This is a genomic window from Aeromonas sp. LsrichE-8G (genome assembly GCF_022869435.1).
GTDB lineage: Bacteria > Pseudomonadota > Gammaproteobacteria > Enterobacterales > Aeromonadaceae > Aeromonas > Aeromonas caviae.
The window spans coordinates 21,396-41,563 of record NZ_JALIHH010000004.1; the positions used below are offsets into that span (position 1 = coordinate 21,396).

The following is a 20,168-nucleotide window of genomic DNA, read 5'->3' on the forward strand; positions in this document are numbered from 1 at the left end:
GGGGGAGGGCATACGCCCGAATCGAACGCAACGGCCTTATTCCAGATCCGGCGTCATTCCCGATCCGGGGTCAGCACGGTCGGCTTGGAGTCCGGCTGCATGTCCGGATAATCCAGGTTGTAGTGCAGACCGCGAGACTCCTTGCGCTCCAGGGCGCAGTTGACGATAAGCTCGGCCACCTGCAACAGGTTGCGCAGCTCCAGCAGGTTGTTGGAGACCCGGAAGTTGGCGTAGTACTCCTGCACCTCCTGCTTGAGCAGATCGATGCGACGCTTGGCCCGGGCCAGGCGCTTGTTGGTGCGCACTATGCCCACGTAGTCCCACATCATCAGTCGCAGTTCGTGCCAGTTGTGCTGGATCACCACCTGCTCGTCCGAGTCATCCACCTGGCTCTCGTCCCAGGCCGGCAGGCTGGGGGGCGCCACGCTGGTGGGCAGCTTGGCCAGGATGTCGGCTCCCGCCTGGTGGGCATAGACCACGCATTCGAGCAGGGAGTTGGAGGCCATGCGATTGGCGCCGTGCAACCCGGTATAGGTCACCTCGCCGATGGCATAGAGGCCGGGGATGTCGGTCTGGCCGTTGTTGTCGATCATCACGCCGCCACAGGTGTAGTGGGCCGCCGGGACGATGGGCATCGCCTCCTTGGTGATGTCGATACCGACCGCGAGGCAGCGCTCATAAATGGTCGGGAAGTGCTTGATGATGAAATCCGCCGGCTTGTGGCTGATGTCCAGATACATGCAATCCGCCCCGAGGCGCTTCATCTCGTGGTCGATGGCGCGGGCGACGATGTCCCGCGGGGCCAGCTCGGCCCGCTCGTCAAACTCCGGCATGAAGCGGCTGCCGTCGGGACGGCGCAGGTAGGCCCCCTCGCCGCGCAGCGCCTCGGTCAGCAGGAAGTTGGGGTCGTCCGGGTGGAACAGGCTGGTGGGGTGGAACTGGTTGAACTCCAGATTCGCCACCCGGCAGCCGGCCCGCCATGCCATGGCGATGCCGTCGCCAGAGCTCACATCCGGGTTGGAGGTGTATTGGTACACCTTGGAGGCCCCGCCGGTGGCCAGCGCCACGAAGCGGGCGCGGATCACCTCGACCTGCTCGGCGTTGCGATTCCAGACATAGGCTCCCAGTACCTTGTTGCCCGGCAGACCCAACTTGCGGGTGGTGATGAGATCGACCGCGTTGAAGCGCTCCATCAGCTGGATGTTGGGGTGGGCGCGCACCTGGTCGATCAGGGTGAGCTGCACCGCCTTGCCGGTGGCATCGGCCGCGTGGAAGATGCGGCGATGGCTGTGGCCCCCTTCCCGGGTCAGGTGATAGTGGGATTCCCCCTCGGCATCCTCTTCCTGATCGAAGGGGACCCCCTGCTGAATGAGCCACTGGATGGAGTCGCGGGCGTTGCGGGCGGTGAACTCCACCACCGCCGGGTCGCACAACCCGGCGCCGGCGTTGAGCGTGTCGCTCACGTGGGATTCGATGCTGTCGGTCTCGTCGAACACGGCAGCGATGCCTCCTTGCGCATAGAGAGTGGCCCCCTCACTGATGGGCCCCTTGCTCAGAACCAGGACTTTGGCCTGGTCTGCCAATCGCAACGCGAGGGACAGACCGGCGGCACCGCTGCCAATGATGAGTACGTCGCAAAGGTATTCAACACTTGCTTTCATAAGTATCATTGGCCTGGATTAAGAACTGGCCCCATGGTAGCCCAAGGGGGGTTGTGATGCAGCCCGCATCACATTTTTTTCAATGCAAGCGAACTTTCCCTGATTCCTCCTGTCTGAACTTGTGCGCTTAGAAGGGGCCGGAAAAGAAAAACGATAACCTGATGGGGGTTTTACGGCTCTGATGAGCGACCAGAATCTACTGGACGAACAGCTGGTTGAACGGGTCCAGCGTGGCGATAAAAATGCATTCAACCTGTTGGTACGCAAGTACCAGCACAAGGTGGTCAACTTGGTGGCCAGGTATGTCAACAATCCGGGCGATGTACCGGATGTGGCGCAGGAGGCATTCATCAAGGCCTACCGTGCGTTGCCGACATTCCGTGGCGAGAGCGCGTTTTACACCTGGTTGTACCGGATCGCCGTCAACACGGCCAAAAACTACCTGACGTCACAGGGGCGCAGACCGCCCAGCAGTGATGTCGAAGCGGACGAGGCTGAATATTATGGTGGTGGTGAAGCCCTGCAAGAGGTGGCCACCCCGGAAAACCTGGCGCTGACCGACGAGATCAAGCGTACTGTGTTTACCGCCATAGAAGCCTTGCCAGAAGATTTGAGAACGGCGATCACCCTTCGTGAAATGGAAGGGCTGAGCTACGAGGAGATTGCGGAGATCATGGATTGTCCGGTGGGTACGGTGAGATCCCGCATCTTCCGGGCGAGGGAAGCAATCGATAAAAAGCTGCAACCTCTGATCGAGCATTAACTGGGGAAAGACAGGCAAACTTATGGCAAATAAAGAGCAACTTTCAGCCCTGATGGATGGCGACCTCAGCGAAATCGAGGTACTGAACGAGCTGGGAACGGATCCCGCTCTGCAGGATACCTGGTCGCGTTACCATCTGATCGGTGATGCCATGCGGGGTGACCTGCCGGTCAATCTGCAACTGGATCTCAGCGACAGCATCATGCTGGCGCTGGAGGATGAACCCGCCATACTGGCGCCCAAGCCGGCTCAGCCTGCTGCGCCCCAGGTGCAGCCCGCCGGCAAGGTGATCCCATTCGTTCGCCGCTTTGGCCAGCAAGTGGGGCAGTATGCCATTGCCGCCTCCGTGGCTGCCGCCGTCATCTTCGGCGTGCAGCAGTACCAGGGCAAGGATGGTGTGCCGACCAGCCCGGTGCTCAATACCATACCCGTGGGTGGCAGTGCTGCGCCGGTGAGCGTGCACTATCCCCAGGATGGCAGCCGGACCGGTGTGCGTCAGCAAGGTCTGAGCGAGCAGCAGATGCAGGAGCAGCGCGAGCGCATCAATGCCTTCCTGCGCGACCATCAACTGCAACAGCGTCTGCTGCAAGACAAGCAGATTCAGGAATAACGCATTTTTAGGGATCAGATCGTGCGCCAGTCCAGCCGTATCCTGCTGGCCTCTCTCCTGTTGATTTGTGCCAAGGCCTCGGCCGACGATCTGTCGGCCGAGGCCTTGTTGCAGCAGATGCAGAGTGCCGTTTCGCAACAAAACTTCGAATTGTCCATGGTCAAGGCCCGCCAGGGGCGCCTCGAGCCTATCCGTTTCAGCCACGGGATCATCGATGGCAAGGAGGTGGCTCACCTGAGCTATCTCGACGGCAAGGCCGTGGAGTTCCTGCAACGCCAGAACGAATACACCTTCTTCGAAAACACCCATGAACCCTACACCCTCAAGGGGGCGCGTTTCCCCGGGGTGTGGTCGAGCCTGGTGAGGATGCCGCTGCCCCGGGTGATGGAGAGTTATGACCCCGTGCTGGCGGGCCGCAGCCGGGTGGCCGGCCTGGTGGCACAAGTGGTACGGCTGGTGCCCAAGGAGGCGGACAAGTACGGCTTCGTGCTCTGGATTGACGAACAGAGCCATCTGCTGCTGCGGGTGGACATGGTGGATCGAGAGGGCAATCTGGTGGAGCAGGTGCTGGGGGTGGATCTGGACAGGCAATCTGCGCCGGCCCCCTGGCTGGTCACCCTGGCACGCAGCAAGCTGCCGGATGCGCTGGCGCTGGAAGATGCCTATCCCGCTCCCCAGCAGACTCTCAACTGGCACCTGACCTGGTTGCCCGATGGCTTCAAGGTGCTCTCTCAGGATCGGCATCAGCTGGTCAGCACCAGTCTGCCGGTGGATTACATGATGCTCTCCGACGGGCTGGTGGATCTCTCCGTCTACGTCTCCCGGGTCGATCCCAAGCAGGCGGTGCGCCAGCAGTTGATTCGCCAGGGGGCCACCTCGCTAGTGAGCTTCGTCAACGAGGTCGGGGTGGAGATCACCGTGGTGGGCGAGGTGCCCGCCGAAACTGCCAAGCGCATCGCCGAGGCAGTGCAGCCCCTGGCTCGCAACGAGGCGGTGCAGTGAGTCTTTGCCGTGAGACTTGCCCTGAGGGTGCCTCCGTGCTGAGATCCGGAGCATCCACCGTCCCCTGTGAGGAGTCATCAGGTGAGTAACATGAGTGAAGAGCTGGCCACAGTAGTGGCCATCGACGGCAATCACGCCTGGGTGGAGTGCGAGCGGCGATCCGCCTGCAGCGGTTGCCACCAACAATCCAGCTGCGGGACCGGCACCGTCGCCAAGGCCTTTCCCATGAAGGCGCAGCGGCTGCGGGTCGCCCTCACCGGTGATGTGGCGGTGGGCCAGCAGATCCGCCTGGGCATCCCTCAGGCCAGCATCCTGCGCGGTGCGGCTCTGGTGTACGTGCTGCCGCTCTTCTGTCTGCTGCTGGGCGCCCTGCTCGGCCAGCTCTGGCTGGTGCCGCTCTTGTCGGCGGGAGAGGGGGTGACCATCCTCTGCTGTCTGCTGGGCGGCGCCATCGGATTTTTACTGGTTCGTTACTTTTCTGACCGGCTCGAACAGGGGGAATACGGTCCCCGCATGCTCGGGGTGGTGCTCAATACCCGTCATCTCTCTTGAGGGGCCGGGTCTGGCGGAGGGCATCCAGGTGCCCAACGCCCGCCAGACAAGGCGCTATTTGTGGGGCCCGCCGACTAAAGATTGGCCGTCGACCGGGTTATCCAGTAAAATCCTGCCCTCATATCCGACCCTAACTTAATTTTGAGTGATTCTTGCTCGATGAAACACATTCGTAACTTTTCGATTATTGCGCACATCGACCACGGTAAGTCGACCCTGTCGGACCGTCTGATCCAGACTTGCGGCGGCCTGTCCGATCGCGAGATGCAGGCCCAGGTGCTGGACTCCATGGATCTGGAGCGCGAGCGCGGCATTACCATCAAGGCACAGAGTGTGACCCTGAACTACCAGGCACAAGACGGTAACACCTATCAGCTGAACTTTATCGACACCCCGGGCCACGTGGATTTCTCCTACGAGGTTTCTCGCTCCCTGGCTGCCTGTGAAGGGGCACTGCTGGTGGTGGATGCCGGTCAGGGGGTTGAGGCACAGACTCTGGCCAACTGCTATACCGCCATGGAAATGGATCTGGAAGTGGTGCCGGTGCTGAACAAGATCGACCTGCCGGCCGCAGAGCCCGAGCGGGTTGCCGAGGAGATCGAGGACATCGTCGGCATCGACGCGGTGGACGCGGTGCGCTGCTCCGCCAAGACCGGCCTCGGTGTCGATCTGGTGCTGGAAGAGATCGTCGCCAAGATCCCGTCCCCGGAAGGGGATCCGGAGGCGCCGCTGCAGGCGCTGATCATCGACTCCTGGTTCGACTCCTATCTCGGGGTCGTGTCGCTCGTGCGGATCAAGAACGGTTCCCTGAAAAAGAACGACAAGATCAAGGTGATGAGCACCGGTCAGGTGTGGGGTGTGGATCGCATCGGTATCTTCACGCCGAAGCAGGTGGACACCGACGGCCTGGGTTGTGGCGAGGTAGGTTGGGTCGTCTGCGGCATCAAGGATATCCACGGTGCGCCGGTGGGGGATACCCTGACCCTGGCCAAGCACGGTGCCGAGAAGGCGCTGGCCGGCTTCAAGAAGGTGAAGCCCCAGGTCTATGCGGGCCTGTTCCCCATCTCCAGCGATGACTACGAGTCCTTCCGCGATGCGCTGGAGAAGCTCTCCCTCAACGATGCCTCCCTGTTCTACGAACCGGAGAGCTCCACGGCGCTGGGCTTCGGCTTCCGCTGCGGCTTCCTCGGGATGCTGCACATGGAGATCATCCAGGAGCGTCTGGAGCGTGAATACGATCTGGATCTCATCACCACAGCGCCGACCGTGGTCTACGAGATCGAGCTGAACGATGGCTCCACCATCCACATCGACAGCCCGGCCCAGATGCCCGCCATCAACAACATCAAGGAGATGCGCGAGCCCATCGCCGAGTGCCACATTCTGCTGCCGCAGGAGTACATGGGCAACGTCATCACTCTCTGCATCGAGAAGCGCGGCGTACAGACCAACATGGTCTACCACGGCAAGCAGGTGGCGCTGACCTACGAGATCCCGATGGCGGAAGTGGTGCTCGACTTCTTCGACCGTCTGAAGTCCACCAGTCGCGGCTACGCCTCCCTGGACTACGGCTTCAAGCGTTTCGAAACCTCCGACATGGTCCGTCTGGACATCATGATCAACGGCGAGCGGGTCGACGCCCTGGCCATCATCACCCACAAGGAGAACGCCCAGTATCGCGGTCGTCAGGTGGTGGAGAAGATGCGCGAGCTGATCCCGCGCCAGATGTTCGACATCGCCATTCAGGCCGCCATCGGCAACCAGATCATCGCCCGCAGCACTGTCAAGGCATTGCGTAAAGACGTTACCGCCAAGTGCTACGGTGGTGACGTGAGCCGGAAGAAGAAGCTGCTGAACAAGCAGAAAGAAGGCAAGAAGCGGATGAAGTCCCTGGGCCGTGTGGACGTGCCGCAAGAGGCCTTCCTCGCCATTCTCCACGTCGGAAAGGATTAATCGATGGCAAGCACCTTTTCCCTGATCCTCGTCGTCGTCACCCTGCTGACCGGCATCATCTGGACGCTCGACAAGCTGGTCTGGGCCAAGCAGCGGGCGGCCAAGATTGCCGCCGCCCGTGCCAATGCCGGTCCGGATGTGGACGAGAAGACACTGGCCAAGGTGGCCCCCATGCCGGTCTGGATCGAACAGACCGGCGGGGTTTTCCCGGTGATCGCGCTGGTGCTGATCCTGCGCTCCTTCATCTTCGAGCCGTTCCAGATCCCGTCCGGCTCCATGATGCCGACCCTGCTGGTGGGCGACTTCATCCTGGTGGAGAAGTTTGCCTACGGCCTCAAGGACCCGGTGACCAACACCAAGTTCCTCGAGACCGGCGAGCCGAAGCGCGGTGATGTGGTGGTCTTCAAGTATCCGCTGGATACCCGGGTGGACTACATCAAACGGGTGGTCGGCATGCCCGGCGATCGGGTCATCTATCGCAACAAGGAGCTGATGATCCGGCCCAAGTGCGATGAGCAGGAAGGGAAAACGTGCCCCGGCTTCCAGAAGCTGGACGTCAAGTTCGAGCAGCGCGGCGAGTTCAGCCAGATGGGGATCCCGCTGGATCGCTACACCGAACAGCTGGGCGATGTCTCCCACGAGACCTTGCGCAACCCGCTGATGCCGGACCTGGTGGACCGCTACTATCGCCAGCCCGGCACCTACCCCGACGAGTGGGTGGTGCCGGAAGGCCACTATTTCGTGATGGGTGACAACCGCGACAACAGCACCGACAGTCGTTTCTGGGGCTTCGTGCCCGAGCAGAACCTAGTGGGCAAGGCGGTCGCCATCTGGATCAGTTTCGAATTCGAGCGCGAGGAAGGGTCCAGCTTGCCGAGCTGGGTGCCGACCGGTGTGCGCTTCAACCGCATTGGCGGAATCAAGTAAATGAATATCAAGATGAACAGACTGCAGTCCCGTCTCGGGCATGTCTTTCAGGATCCTGAGCTGCTGACCCGGGCACTGACCCATCGCAGCGCAGGGTCCCGTCACAACGAGCGCCTGGAATTTCTGGGGGACTCCATCCTGAGTCTGGTGATTGCCGATGATCTCTTCCACCGCTTCCCGCAGGCGGCGGAAGGGGATCTCAGCCGGATGCGCGCCACCCTGGTGCGCGAGAAGACGCTGGCCGAGCTGGGCCGGGAATTCGACCTCGGGGATCACCTGATCCTGGGGCCGGGGGAGCTGAAAAGCGGCGGTTTTCGCCGCGAGTCCATCCTGGCCGACACCGTCGAGGCGGTGATTGGCGCCATCTATCTGGACACGGATCTGGAGCGGGTGCGCAGCCTCCTGCTTGGCTGGTATGCCAGCCGCCTTGGCGAGATCAAGCCCGGGATCGAACAGAAGGATCCCAAGACCCGTCTGCAAGAGATCCTGCAGGGCAGCCGCAAATCCCTGCCGACCTACACGGTGACCAACGTCAAGGGCGAGGCCCACAACCAGGAGTTCACCGTCCAGTGCGAAGTGGATGGGCTGGATGGCCCCCTGGTCGGGATCGGCTCCAGCCGCCGCAAGGCCGAACAGGCCGCGGCGCAGCAAGCACTGGAACGGCTGTCATGAGCACCATGACGGATCCGGCACTGTGCGCTCTTTTCACTCCATCAGCATTGGGAACGCGGTCATGACAGATACCACCTATTGCGGCTTTGTCGCCATCGTGGGCCGCCCCAACGTGGGCAAGTCCACCCTGCTCAACAAGTTGCTCGGCCAGAAGGTCAGCATCACCTCGAAGAAGCCCCAGACTACCCGTCACCGGATCCTGGGGATCGACACCGAGGAGAACCATCAGACCATCTATGTGGATACCCCGGGTCTGCACATCGAGGAGAAGCGGGCCATCAACCGCCTGATGAACCGCGCCGCCACCAGTTCCCTGGGGGACGTGGCCATGGTGGTGTTCGTGGTGGACGGCACCCACTGGACCAAGGATGACGAGATGGTGCTGGGCAAGCTGCGCCACCTCAAGTGCCCCGTGGTGCTGGCGGTCAACAAGATCGACAACGTCAAGGAGAAAGAGGATCTGCTGCCGCACCTCGAGTGGCTGGGTCAGCAGATGAACTTTGCCCACATCCTGCCCATCAGCGCCGAGAAGGGCACCAACGTGGAGAAGATCCGCGAGTGGGCCAAGGATCTGCTGCCGGAGAACGTCCACTTCTTCCCGGAAGATTACGTGACCGACCGATCTTCCCGCTTCATGGCCTCCGAGATCATCCGCGAGAAGCTGATGCGCTTCACCGGCGAGGAGCTGCCCTATTCGGTGACGGTGGAGATCGAGCGCTTCAAGGTGGAGGATACCGGTCTCTACCACATCCACGGGCTCATCCTGGTGGAGCGCGAAGGCCAGAAGAAAATGGTCATCGGCAACAAGGGCGAGAAGATCAAGACCATCGGCACAGAGGCGCGCATCGACATGGAACGGCTGTTCCAGAACAAGGTGCACCTGGAGCTCTGGGTCAAGGTCAAGTCCGGCTGGGCCGACGACGAGCGGGCCCTGCGCAGCCTCGGGTATGGCGACGACTGATTGCTGACCCCGGCTTTCGTCATCCACAGTCGGCCCTATCGGGAGACCAGCCAGCTGGTCGAGGTCTTCACCCAGGATAGCGGTCGATTCACCCTGGTGGCTCGCGGTTCCCGCGGGCCACGCTCCTCTCTAAAGGGGCTGCTTCAGCCCTTCACCCTGCTCACCATTGCCTGGCGCGGCAAGGGGGATCTAAAGAACCTCACCCAGGTGGAGTGCCCGGATCACTCGTTGCGCCTCGGCGGGGATCGTCTCTTCTACGGCCTCTATCTCAACGAGCTGGTCTACTACCTGCTGGAAGCGCACACCCCCTTCCCCGAGGTGTTCGACGCCTATGCCCGTGCCATCATGGCCCTGGCGGACGGCGAGACCCCGGAGCTGCCCCTGCGCCGCTTCGAGTTCCTGCTGCTGCAGGCCCTGGGCTACGCGGTGGACTTCGAATATGCCGCAGACGACGACTCCCCCATCGACCCCACCCTGCTTTACGGCTTCGAGCGGGAGCTCGGCTTTGTCGCTTGCGAGCGGGCGCCGGATCCCCGTACCCTGTTCCTCGGCGCCCACCTGCTGGCCTTCGCCGAGGGGCGTTTCGACACGCCTCCCTTGCTGCAGGCGGCCAAGCGTTTCAGCCGACTGGCGCTGCAGCCCTATCTCGGCAAGCGTCAACTGAAGAGCAGGGAGCTCTTTTTGAAGCGAAAAGGCAGTGTTTCAAGCTGATTTTTATTATCTGGTGATGTTTTGTGTTTATGACATCGCCTTTCATGAACAATAATGCTGTCGCCGCGACCAGAACCGGCCTGCGGCGGCACATGGACAGAGGAGCGGGCTCCACCCGCTCCGGCATTCACAGATGACCTGTATCAAGGAGTAAGCAATGAGCGAGATCTACCTGGGTGTGAACATCGACCATATCGCCACCCTGCGCAACGCCCGCGGCACCCAGTATCCGGATCCGGTACAGGCCGCCTTCGTGGCCGAGCAGGCCGGTGCCGATGGCATCACGGTCCACCTGCGGGAAGATCGCCGCCACATCACCGACCGGGACGTGGAGATCCTGCGCCAGACCATCCAGACCAGGATGAACCTGGAGATGGCGGTGACCGAGGAGATGATCGGCATCGCCTGCCGCATCAAGCCCCACTTCGTCTGCCTGGTGCCGGAGAAGCGCACCGAGGTGACCACCGAGGGTGGTCTGGACGTGGCGGGCCAGCTGGACAAGGTGACCGATGCGGTGACCCGCCTGGCCGCCGTGGGCGCCCAGGTGTCGCTCTTCATCGATGCGGACCCCATCCAGATCGACGCGGCTGCGGAGAGCGGCGCCCCCTTCATCGAGATCCACACCGGCCGCTACGCCGATGCCACCACGGATGCCGAGCGCAACGCCGAATTCAAGCGCATCGCCGCCGGGGCCTCCTATGCCGCCGGCAAGGGGCTAAAGGTCAATGCCGGCCACGGCCTGCACTACCACAACGTCAAGGCCATCGCCGCCATCCCCGAGCTCTATGAGCTCAACATCGGCCACGCCATCATCGGTCGCGCCGCCTTCGACGGTCTGGCCAAGGCGGTCAGCGACATGCGTGCGCTGATGCAGGAAGCCCGTCAGGGGATCTGATGCCGCTTCGCAGGTATGAAAACCACAAGGGACGCTTCGGCGTCCCTTGTGGTTTTCAGGAGTGGAAGGCGGGGTGAACCCCGTGCTCATCTGGCATGGGGCCGGGCATCCGTGTGCAGAGGGCGAAAGGGAAGGGGCGCCTCAGCTTGGTTCCGGGAAGTAGCGCTCCAGCAGGGCGGTGAGGATGGCCTGGCATTCGGCATCCGGCTCGCCGGTGACCAGGGCGGGGCGAAAGTGAAGCTGGAAGGCGCGCAGGACGGCGCGGCTCTGCTCATCCCAGGCGCCGTGCTGGGGGAGGCCGTAGCCGTAACGGGCAAGCTGCTGCTGCCATTGCAGCGCATCCCAGGGATTGAGCTGCGTCTGGCGCAGCTCGGCCACCCGGGCCTCGTCGGGCCAGGCGCCGACACCGTAGCGCAGGGCGAGCTCGCGCCAGGGGAACCGGGGGCCGGGATCTTGCTTGCGCTCGGGGGCGACATCGCTGTGGGCCAGCACCTGGGTGGGGGGGATCTGGTAGCGTTCGATCAGATCCCGGGCGAGGGCGCCGAGGGCGGCGATCTGGGCAGGGGGATAGGGTTGCCAGTGTCTCAGATGGGCGGGCAGGGCCGCGTCTTTCTCGTCATACCCGAGATTCACTATCTCGATGCCGAGCGAACTGGCGTTGAGCCCGGCGTAGTGATGCCAGCGACTGCGTCCGGCGTGCCAGGCCCGCTGGCTGTCGGGCACCAGCTGGTAGACCGGGAACGGTTGCTCGTCGGTGTCGCGGGGGATCAGGTAGTGGGCGCTCACCTTGTGCTCCGGCTCGGTCAGCAGGCGCAGGGAGCGGGCATCCTCTTCATCCGTGTAGTGCAGGATGAGAAAGGCGATGCGCTCGTTCTGGCTGGCGCTCTGATGATCCTGGTTGAGACGATAGGGCGCAGGCTGGCAGGCGCCGAGCAGCAGGATGAGGGGCAGTGACCAGAACCAGCGCGCCGCGAACCGACACGCACCGCCGCTCGCCGACGGGCGTGGAGTCAGCAGGCGATGCCAGCCCATGGTCTAGCCTCGCACCTGGCCGGAGGCGGTCATCAGGGCCCGGGCCTGTATTTGGCGGTGAGGCCAATCAGGAAGTTGCGCAGGATCTGATCCCCGCAATCCTGATAGTGCTTGTGATCCCTGGCGCGGAACAGGGCACTCAGCTCGGACTTGGAGAGGTTGAAGTTCGCGAGCTTGAGGGTGCCCAGCATCTCCTCTTCCTTGTAGTTGAGGCCGATGCGCAGCTTGCGCAGGATCAGGTTGTTGTTGATCCGGTTCGGGATCACCTGGGGCGGGGCATCTTCTCGCACACCGCGGCGCAGGGCGATGAAGCCGTCGAGGAACTGGCTCAGTGCCGAGTCCGGGCAGGCGGCGAAGCCCGCTTCCTGTGCCTCGCCCTCTTCGGCCTCTTTCATCAGCCAGCCGTGCAACTGGGCATGGGTGATGGCCAGATTGCCCTTGGCAAAGATCTCGACCATCTGGTCGTTGCTGATGCTGAGGGCATAGCGCAGGCGGCGCAGAATATCGTTGTTGGTCATGTTGACTCCTGTGGAAACGGTGCAGATGTTACCACCTACCGCCTGTCCAGTCAGAAAAAGCGCCTCAGTCGGTCAGGGCCAGGTAGCGGGGGGCCTCCTGCCTCACCTGCTCCAGGGCATCCTGCAGCTCCAGCAATTCGGGCTCCAGATCGCTCACGGCGACCCCGTCGCGCAGCTGCTGCTCGAGCTGGGAGAGCAGGCGTTGCAGACCCGGCACCCCGGAGTAGGCGCAGCCACCGTTGAGGCGGTGGAGCTGGGCCAGCACGTCTGCATCGTCGGCACTCCCTTCCAGCGCCGCCGCCAGGATGGGCTCCACCTCGTCGAAGCTGGCCAGCAACATGGTCAGCATCTCCCGGGCGAGGGCCGGCTTGCCGGCGGCCTGACGCACGGCAAGGGGCCAGTCTATCTGCTGATCCCCGTGATTCTGGTGCCGCCGGTGGGCGAAGTCGGTGATGAGCTGCGCCAGCATCCCCTCGTCGATAGGTTTGGCCAGGTAGTCGTCCATGCCCTGGCGAATGAGGCGCTCCCGCTCACCGGGAATGGCATGGGCGGTGACCGCGACGATGGGGGTCTCGGTGTTGAGGGAGTGGTGGCGGATCGCCTGGGTGGCGCTGATGCCGTCCATGACGGGCATCTGGATATCCATGAAGATGATGTCGAACGGCTGGCTCTGGGCCAGGTTGACCGCCTCCTTGCCGTTCTTGCACACCACCACCTCGGTCACCATCTCTTTGAGCATGGCGGCGATGAGCTTGAGGTTGGCGGCGTTGTCATCCACCGCCAGCACCTTGACCGCCTGCACGCTGCGCGGCATCGGCGCGGGCAGGGGGGCACGGCGTACCGCCTCGGGGGAGAGCAGAGCGTGCAGCAATTTGCGATGGTTGATGGGCTTGGAGAGGCAGTGGACGGCGCCGTGGGACAGCATGGCGTCGTAGAGGGCCGGCTCGTGGCTGCTGAGCAGCACTATGGTGTTCTGCTGGCCGTCCAGTCCGTCGAGACGGGCAATCACCTGCTGCGGGCTGTGCAGGGTGCTGCTGCCGATGAGCACCATGTCCTGGCTGCTCATCGGGGGCCACTCCTCGTCCACCGTCAGGGAGTGCACATCCAGGTGCCACTCTCCCAGCAGGGCGAGCAGGGAGGCGTGAGTGAAGGGATCCGGCTCCAGCAGCCAGACCCGCTTGCCCTGGATGCGATCCAGCGGAAGCCGCTCGCTCTGGGGCAGGGGCGAGACATCCAGATCCAGGTGGAACGAGAAGACCGACCCCTTGCCGAGTTCGGATTCGAAGCGGATCTGGCCCCCCATCTGCTGCACCAGCTTCTGGGTGATGACGAGCCCGAGCCCGGTGCCCCCATAGCGGCGGGAGATGGAGGAGTCTGCCTGGTTGAAGGCCTGGAACAACTGGCGCTGCTGCTCTTCCGAGATGCCGATGCCGGTATCGCGAATCAGCGCCCGCAGGCGCACCTTGTTGCCGTTCGATTCCCCGGTCTGCTCGACACGCACGTCCACGTTGCCGCGCTCGGTGAACTTGATGGCGTTGCCGGTGAGGTTGGTGAGCACCTGCTGCAGGCGCATGGGGTCGCCGGTGAGGTAGTCCGGCACGGCGGCATCCACCTGGAGGGAGAGTTCGAGCTGCTTGTCGTGGGCGCTCGGCCCCAGCAGGTGCATGGTCTCGTTGAGGGTGTCCCGCAGGCTGAAGGGGATGTGCTCGAGCTGCAGCTTGCCCGCCTCCAGCTTGGAGAAGTCGAGGATGTCGTTGATGATCCCAAGGAGGTTGCGTGCCGACTTCTCGATGGTCTGCATGTAGTCGGTCTGGCTCGGGGTCAGACTGGTCTTGAGCAGTTGGCGGGTGAAGCCGATGACCCCGTTGAGCGGGGTGCGCAGCTCGTGGGACATGTTGGCGAGAAACTCGGACTTGACCCTGGCCGCCTCCTGGGCGCGCTTCTTCGCCATGTCGAGCTCGACGTTCTGGATCTCGATCTGCTCGAGGGTCTCCCGCAGATCCGACGTCGCCTGATCGATGTTCTGCTGCATCTCCTCGTGATATTCGGAGAGCGCCTTGGCCATGGCGTTGATGCCGTTCTTGAGCATGTCCAGCTCGCCGGTGAGCTGGCCGCTGACCCGGGTATCGAGTCGCCCCTCCCTGATCCGGTGCACCGCCTGCACCATGTCGGTGATGGGCTGGGTCACGCTCTTGACCAGACGGAAGCCGAACAGGGCGCTGATGGCCAGCCCGATGAGCACGATGATGACCGCGAAGAAGGCGTCGCGGTACTGCAGGACGATGGCCCTGTCCGTGGCGAGTTGCATGGAGATGTAGCCAATGACCGGCGGCTCCAGGTCGCTTGGCAGCGGGAAGCCGTCCAGGCTGGTCTCTGCCTGGATGGGGGTGCGCAGTATGATGTCATCGCCGTTGACGGAGACGCTGGTCAGGGCCGGGATGACGCTGCCGTCCGGCAGACGAAGCTGGCTGAAGTCCCTGTGATAGTTGGACGTCACGAACAGCTGGTTCTCCTGGGTGAAGACGGCGATGGACTTGATGAAGGGCGAGTTTTTGCGATGGGTGAGCCCGATCAGCCGCTTGAGGGATTCGCGGCTGTGCTGTGTCATGCCGTATTCGCTGGCGATGGCCAGGGGCTCGATGATGTTGATGCCCTGATCGATGAGGTTGTTTTCCAGCTGCTGATAGCGGTGGAAGGTGAAATAGCCGGCGATGAGGCCGCCAATGATGAGGGTCGGCAAGATGGTGAAGGCCAGCACCCGGGCCCTGAGACCGTACTTGGTCATGCCGCCGACCCGCCTTTCGCAAGAGAAGCCATGATCCGGGGCGCATGCAGGCACCGGGGTCGGGCAGGCAATACAGTCATTGTCGCTGTACGGGGTCTCAGGCCGTATCCGGTCATATCAATGGGCCACTTTTGGTCAGAATGGACGATGGGGCGGATGCCGCGGCTGGGGCCCTCAGGCCGTATTTGGTCATACGATTATTCTTGTGGGACAATGGTCTGCCGCAGATTCCACAATCATGACATAGCCACCTATAGGCACCAAGTTTTATGGCCCAGTTTTTCAAGCCCCAAAAGAAATCCACCCAGCCCCAACGTATTGAATTTACGGTAGACAGTCTGGATCACCACTGTGTCGGCGTCGGCCGTCATCAAGGCAAGGCCATCTTCGTCGAAGGGGCGCTGCCCGGCGAGGCCATCAAGGCCCGCATCATCGACGACAAGAAGCACTATGCCCACGCCGCCCTGCAACAGGTGGTGACCCCGGCGGTCAACCGGGTTGCCCCCTTCTGCGACCACTATCGCGAGTGTGGCGGTTGCAGTGCCCAGCACCTGGGAGAGGGAGATCAGCTGGCGGCCAAGGAGGCGGGACTGGTCAGCCTGTTCGAGCGCCTTGGCAACATCCAGGCGCCAGCGTTGGCACCTGCGCTGACGGGGGAGTCCCGCGCCTACCGCCGGGTCTGCCGTCTGGCCATCAAGTTTGACAAGAACGGTCGCTGCACCCGGGTGGGCTTTCGTCGTCGCCAGTCGAACGATCTGGTAGAGATTGCCGGCTGTCCTGTGCTGGCCGAGCCCCTCTCTGCTCTTATCGCCCCTCTGCGCGAATGCCTCAACCGGTTGAAGAGCCAGCGCGAACTGGGCCATGCGGAACTCATTAAGGGGGAGCAGGGCATTCTGATGCTGCTGCGCCACACCGGTCGCCCCACCGAGGCAGATCGGGCGCACTTGACCGAGTTTGCCACCGCCCAGGGGATAGACCTCTATCTGCAGGCGGCGGACGAGCAGATCGAACCTCTGCGTCAACAGTCTCAGCCAAGTTACACGCTGGATGGCCTGTCTCTTGCATTCGCTCCCGGCGACTTCATCCAGGTCAACGGGTCCGTCAACCAGCGCATGGTGGAGCAGGCATTGAGCTGGCTCGACGCAGGTAAGGATGACAAGGTGCTGGACCTCTTCTGCGGCATCGGCAACTTCACCCTGCCGCTGGCCCGTCAGGCCCGCGAAGTGGTGGGGGTGGAAGGGGAGCTCGCCATGGTGACGCGTGCACAGGAGAATGCTCGCCGCAACGGCATCGACAACGCCCGCTTCTACAAGGCGGACTTGAGCGGCGACATCGTGGGCATGTCCTGGGCCCGGGAAGGGTTCGATCTGGTGCTGCTGGATCCGGCCAGACCCGGGGCGCTGGAGGTGATGAGCCACGTGGTGGCACTTTCCCCCAAACGGGTGGTCTATGTTTCCTGTAACCCGGTCACCCTGGCCCGTGACAGTCAGGTGCTGGTGCAGGGGGGCTACAAGCTGACCCGTCTGGGGATGCTGGACATGTTCCCCCACACTGGTCATCTGGAGTCCATGGCGCTGTTCGAACGGGGCTGAGTCGAGGCGACCGCATTATTCTGGATGAATCAAGATGCGGTCGTGATGATTTTTCGATGTGCATGATGCTGCCAGAGTGAGGTAAAACAGGTGTTTCTCGCTGCCTTCAACGGGCAGGGCAGCATGCGGTTATCTTGGTTTTCCAGCGGCGGCAGCGCTGTTTGAGCGGGAGTGATTAGGGTAATCTAGGTCGTCGATAGTGGATCGGATGCGGGGAAGAGCCCTGTCACCTTGCGCGGTGACATGCCTTGAAAACTCTTTCATGCATCCCCATTTGAGGCAGTCATCAGTTGATGAGGGGATGAGGAGAGCATCGGCTTTCGACCCCACACTTTTAAGGATTGATACCATGGTTGCGGTGCGCGATATTCATTTGAAAGACAATTTCACTCTGGATGAGTGGGTCAGTTCCCTTACCCTGAGTGAAAGTGACAAGAATCAGCTGCGAACCGTCTACCAGTATTGCCTGACCCTGGGTGACGAAGCGCTCACCAACCGCCTGCTGGTGCGCGGGGTCGAGATGGTGGGCATCCTGCTGATGCTCAGCATGGATCTCGCCACCCTCAAGGCCGCCATTCTCTATCCCTTCGTCGAAGCCGGTCTCATCAGCCAGGAAAAGGTGAACGAGGACTTCGGCCCCAAGATCGCCAAGCTGGTGGAAGGGGTGCTGGAGATGGAGGCCATCCGCTCCCTGCAAACCCTTCACCGCAGCGAAACCTCGCCGGAGCAGGTGGACAACGTGCGCCGCATGCTGCTCGCCATGGTCGAGGACGTGCGCGCCGTGGTCATCAAGCTGGCGGAGCGCATCGCCTGCCTGCGTGAGGCGAAGAAGGCGGATGAGGAGACCCGGGTGCTGATGGCCCAGGAGATCACCAACATCTATGCCCCCCTTGCGAACCGCCTCGGTATCGGTCAGCTCAAGTGGGAGCTCGAGGATCTCGCCTTCCGCTACCTGCACCCGGACACCTACAAGCAGATCGCCAAGCAACTGGACGAGAAACGGCTCGACCGCGAGCGCTACATCCGTGAATTCGTGCAGTCTCTGCGCGATGCCCTGGCCGAGGCCGGCGTCGAGGCCGAGGTCTATGGCCGACCGAAACACATCTACAGCATCTGGCGCAAGATGCAGAAGAAGCACCTCGAATTCAACGAGCTGTTCGATGTGCGCGCGGTGCGGGTGATCACCAAGCGGCTGCAGGATTGCTACGCGGCGCTCGGTATCGTTCACACCCATTTCCACCATATTCCCCGCGAATTTGACGACTATGTCGCCAACCCCAAGCCCAATGGCTACCAGTCCATCCACACCGTGGTGGTGGGGGAGGAGGGCAAGACGGTGGAGATCCAGATCCGTACCGAGCAGATGCATCAGGATGCGGAGCTCGGTGTGGCCGCGCACTGGCGCTACAAGGAAGGGGCCCAGGCCGCTGCGAAGACCAGCACCTTCGAAGACAAGATCGAATGGCTGCGCAAACTCCTCGCCTGGCAGGAGGATCTCTCGGAGAGCGGCTCCTTGCTGGACGATCTGCGCAGTCAGGTGTTCGAGGACAGGGTTTATGTCTTCACTCCCAAGGGCGATGTCATCGACCTGCCGGCAGGGGCGACGCCGCTCGACTTCGCCTATCACGTGCACAGCATGATCGGTCACCGCTGCATCGGCACCAAGATCGACGGTCGTATCGTGCCCTTCACCTATACGCTGCAGACCGGCGACCAGGTGGAGGTGATCACCCAGAAGGAGCCGAACCCGAGCCGCGACTGGATGAACCCGAACGCCGGCTTCCTGCGCTCCAGCCGGGCGCGGGCGAAGGTGGCCACCTGGTTCAGAAAGCTGGACCGGGACAAGAACATCGCCGCCGGCAAGGAGCTGCTGGAGAAAGAGCTGGACAGACACAACCTCACCCTCTCCAAGGTGGACAAGGTGGTGCTGGAGCGCTTCCATGCGGAGGAGCTGGAAGATTTGCTGGCCGGTATTGGCAGCGGCGACATCCGCATCAACCAGCTGCTCAATTATCTGGACACCCGCTACAACAAGCCGACGGCGGAAGAAGAAGATCGCCGTCTGCTGGAGAAGCTGGAGCAGAAGGCCAATGTGCCCTTCCGCCCCAAACCCAAGGATCACATCGTGGTGGAAGGGGTGGGCAACCTGATGACTCACATCGCCCGCTGCTGCCAGCCCATCCCGGGGGACGCCATCCAGGGCTTCATCACCATGGGACGGGGGGTTTCCATCCACCGGGAGGATTGCGAGCAGCTCAAGGAGCTGTCGCGTCGCAACCCGGAGCGCCTGATCGATGCGGTCTGGGGGGAGAACTACTCCGGCGGTTACGGTCTCACCATCCGCATTCTCTCCAACGACAGATCCGGCCTGCTGCGCGACATCACCACCGTGCTCGCCAACGAGAAGATCAACGTGATGGGAGTGCGTTCGCGCTCCAACGTGCGCGAGCAGACCGCCGAAATAGACATGGAGCTGGAGATTTACAACATCAACGCCTTCAACCGGGCGTTGGCCAAGCTCAGTCAGCTCAACGACGTGATCAGCGCCAAGCGGCTGTAATGCTCAACCGACCGGCCCCAGTGGCCGGTCTGCATTTTCTCCCTCCTTGTAGAGCATTGAAGACGGATATCATGCGCCCCATCTCCGGCCGCCATGGCTCCACATCATGTGGAGCCATGGCGTGAGTGGATATTCATGAACCCCATTTACCGAATCGAAAGTGAGTTGCCCATGTCCCAACGCTACGACCTTCCCCAACTGCTCGACATCATGGCCAGATTGCGTGACCCGAACGGGGGCTGCCCCTGGGATCTCAAGCAGAGCTTCCAGACCATAGTGCCGCACACCCTGGAGGAGGCCTACGAGGTGGCGGATGCCATCGAGAGCGAAGATTGGCAAGGGCTGAAGGGGGAACTCGGTGATCTGCTGTTCCAGGTCGTGTTCTATGCCCAGCTCGGCAAGGAGCAGGGATTGTTCGATTTTGCCGACATCGTCGATACCGTGAGCGAGAAGCTCATTCGCCGCCACCCCCATGTCTTCTCCGATGCCGACCTCGGTGACGAGCAGGCGGTAAAAGCGAACTGGGAGGCGGAAAAGGCCAAAGAGCGGGCCGCGCTCGACAAGGAGAGCGTGCTGGACGATATCCCCCTCTCCCTGCCTGCCCTGACCCGTGCCGCCAAGATCCAGAAGCGCTGCGCCACCGTCGGTTTCGACTGGAAGACCCTGGGGCCCGTGGTGGACAAGATCCACGAGGAGATCGAGGAGGTGATGGAAGAGGCGCTGATGGTCGACGTGGACGAGGCTCGGGTGAGCGACGAGCTCGGCGATCTGTTGTTTGCCACCGTCAACCTGGTGCGCCATCTGGGCAAGGATCCCGAGCAGGTGCTGCGGGCTGCCAACACCAAGTTTGAGCGTCGTTTTCGTCAGGTTGAACACTTTATTGCCGCAGAAGGTCTGAAAATGACGGATTGCTCCCTGGAGAAGCTGGACGAGGCCTGGAACAAGGCCAAGGAAACCGAGCAAAGTTGATTTGG

17 protein-coding genes are annotated in these 20,168 nt (G+C 62.3%); 13 read left to right on the forward strand and 4 right to left on the reverse strand.

Going from position 1 to position 20,168, the window contains the following annotated elements:
- Window positions 1-53 precede the first annotated feature (53 nt).
- Complete coding sequence (nadB, locus tag MUW49_RS00815; protein WP_048208412.1) at window positions 54-1,661, reverse strand: L-aspartate oxidase; 1,608 nt, start codon at window positions 1,659-1,661, stop codon at window positions 54-56.
- Window positions 1,662-1,842: 181 nt separating this feature from the next.
- Here nadB and rpoE point away from each other — a divergent pair, with 181 nt between their 5' ends.
- From rpoE to pdxJ, 10 genes are all read left to right on the forward strand, one after another.
- Entirely contained in the window at window positions 1,843-2,424 is a 582-nt protein-coding gene (gene rpoE, locus MUW49_RS00820) for an RNA polymerase sigma factor RpoE (protein WP_010675645.1), read from the forward strand.
- A 22-nt stretch (window positions 2,425-2,446) separates the two neighbouring features.
- The gene (locus MUW49_RS00825) at window positions 2,447-3,034 is read left to right on the forward strand and encodes an RseA family anti-sigma factor (protein ID WP_041211670.1); all 588 of its coding nucleotides are present in this window, start codon (window positions 2,447-2,449) and stop codon (window positions 3,032-3,034) included.
- Between the two features lie 21 nt (window positions 3,035-3,055).
- On the forward strand, window positions 3,056-4,036 hold the full coding sequence (locus MUW49_RS00830; RefSeq protein WP_010675643.1) for a MucB/RseB C-terminal domain-containing protein: 981 nt from the start codon (window positions 3,056-3,058) through the stop codon (window positions 4,034-4,036).
- A gap of 90 nt (window positions 4,037-4,126) precedes the next feature.
- A complete protein-coding gene (locus tag MUW49_RS00835; protein WP_039040538.1) occupies window positions 4,127-4,588 on the forward strand; it encodes a SoxR reducing system RseC family protein in 462 nt (153 codons plus the stop codon).
- 159 nt (window positions 4,589-4,747) lie between these two features.
- Complete coding sequence (gene lepA, locus MUW49_RS00840) at window positions 4,748-6,541, forward strand: translation elongation factor 4 (protein ID WP_010675641.1); 1,794 nt, start codon at window positions 4,748-4,750, stop codon at window positions 6,539-6,541.
- Between the two features lie 3 nt (window positions 6,542-6,544).
- Window positions 6,545-7,468: a signal peptidase I gene (gene lepB, locus MUW49_RS00845; RefSeq protein WP_010675640.1), complete on the forward strand. Its 924-nt coding sequence runs from the start codon at window positions 6,545-6,547 to the stop codon at window positions 7,466-7,468.
- A complete protein-coding gene (gene rnc, locus MUW49_RS00850) occupies window positions 7,469-8,140 on the forward strand; it encodes a ribonuclease III (protein WP_010675639.1) in 672 nt (223 codons plus the stop codon).
- A gap of 61 nt (window positions 8,141-8,201) precedes the next feature.
- On the forward strand, window positions 8,202-9,101 hold the full coding sequence (gene era, locus MUW49_RS00855; protein WP_103858336.1) for a GTPase Era: 900 nt from the start codon (window positions 8,202-8,204) through the stop codon (window positions 9,099-9,101).
- Window positions 9,102-9,812 (forward strand): DNA repair protein RecO, encoded by a 711-nt coding sequence (gene recO / locus MUW49_RS00860; RefSeq protein WP_039040537.1) that lies wholly within the window; start codon window positions 9,102-9,104, stop codon window positions 9,810-9,812. It abuts the gene before it with no gap.
- Window positions 9,813-9,969: 157 nt separating this feature from the next.
- Window positions 9,970-10,707 carry a pyridoxine 5'-phosphate synthase gene (gene pdxJ / locus MUW49_RS00865; protein ID WP_244812321.1) on the forward strand — a complete coding sequence of 246 codons (738 nt, stop codon included), beginning with the start codon at window positions 9,970-9,972 and terminating at the stop codon, window positions 10,705-10,707.
- A gap of 141 nt (window positions 10,708-10,848) precedes the next feature.
- Here the strand turns inward: pdxJ and MUW49_RS00870 are convergent, their stop codons facing one another.
- The 3 genes from MUW49_RS00870 to barA all read right to left on the reverse strand — a co-directional run bounded on the left by MUW49_RS00870 (window position 10,849) and on the right by barA (window position 15,042).
- The gene (locus tag MUW49_RS00870) at window positions 10,849-11,739 is read right to left on the reverse strand and encodes an N-acetylmuramoyl-L-alanine amidase (RefSeq protein WP_244812322.1); all 891 of its coding nucleotides are present in this window, start codon (window positions 11,737-11,739) and stop codon (window positions 10,849-10,851) included.
- Window positions 11,740-11,771: 32 nt separating this feature from the next.
- Window positions 11,772-12,257: a DUF1456 family protein gene (locus tag MUW49_RS00875; protein ID WP_010675634.1), complete on the reverse strand. Its 486-nt coding sequence runs from the start codon at window positions 12,255-12,257 to the stop codon at window positions 11,772-11,774.
- 64 nt (window positions 12,258-12,321) lie between these two features.
- A complete protein-coding gene (gene barA / locus MUW49_RS00880; protein WP_244812323.1) occupies window positions 12,322-15,042 on the reverse strand; it encodes a two-component sensor histidine kinase BarA in 2,721 nt (906 codons plus the stop codon).
- A 269-nt stretch (window positions 15,043-15,311) separates the two neighbouring features.
- On the opposite strand from barA, the gene rlmD reads away from it, so the two are divergent.
- From rlmD to mazG, 3 genes are all read left to right on the forward strand, one after another.
- Window positions 15,312-16,634, forward strand: coding sequence for a 23S rRNA (uracil(1939)-C(5))-methyltransferase RlmD (gene rlmD / locus MUW49_RS00885; RefSeq protein ID WP_244812324.1), 1,323 nt, complete (start codon window positions 15,312-15,314; stop codon window positions 16,632-16,634).
- A gap of 349 nt (window positions 16,635-16,983) precedes the next feature.
- Window positions 16,984-19,194 (forward strand): GTP diphosphokinase, encoded by a 2,211-nt coding sequence (gene relA, locus MUW49_RS00890; protein ID WP_010675631.1) that lies wholly within the window; start codon window positions 16,984-16,986, stop codon window positions 19,192-19,194.
- A gap of 171 nt (window positions 19,195-19,365) precedes the next feature.
- The gene (gene mazG, locus MUW49_RS00895) at window positions 19,366-20,163 is read left to right on the forward strand and encodes a nucleoside triphosphate pyrophosphohydrolase (protein WP_161470272.1); all 798 of its coding nucleotides are present in this window, start codon (window positions 19,366-19,368) and stop codon (window positions 20,161-20,163) included.
- Window positions 20,164-20,168 lie beyond the last annotated feature (5 nt).